This window comes from Halomonas sp. SIMBA_159 (genome assembly GCF_046536035.1).
GTDB lineage: Bacteria > Pseudomonadota > Gammaproteobacteria > Pseudomonadales > Halomonadaceae > Vreelandella > Vreelandella venusta_A.
On record NZ_JAWJBT010001280.1, the window covers coordinates 1 to 246 of the forward strand.

Genomic DNA, 246 nt, shown 5'->3' on the forward strand with positions numbered 1-246 from the left:
CTGCAGACCCCTTATCGAGACATTAGTTGGTGTAGGAGAATCTTCGACGCCAGCAGCTGCATAAAATGTACATGTTCCTTTATCTTTAATCGCATCAAAGATCCTTGCATTGGCCGGCACATTGATTAGCTGATTCCCATTATCTGCTGTAATCTTATAGCTCTGCGAATCGTTCCATTTTTTCTTTTCTGCCTCAGATATATGTGGTCTCGTATCATTTGTATGGTTTGTGAGCTGCTCTAATAG

Annotated in this window: 1 protein-coding gene; it reads right to left on the reverse strand. The window is 41.5% G+C overall.

Translation table 11 applies throughout. The annotated features are described in order from the left end of the window. On the reverse strand, positions 1-246 hold a 246-nt coding region (locus R0J87_RS23375; protein WP_498889362.1), incomplete at both ends, for an XkdV family phage structural protein.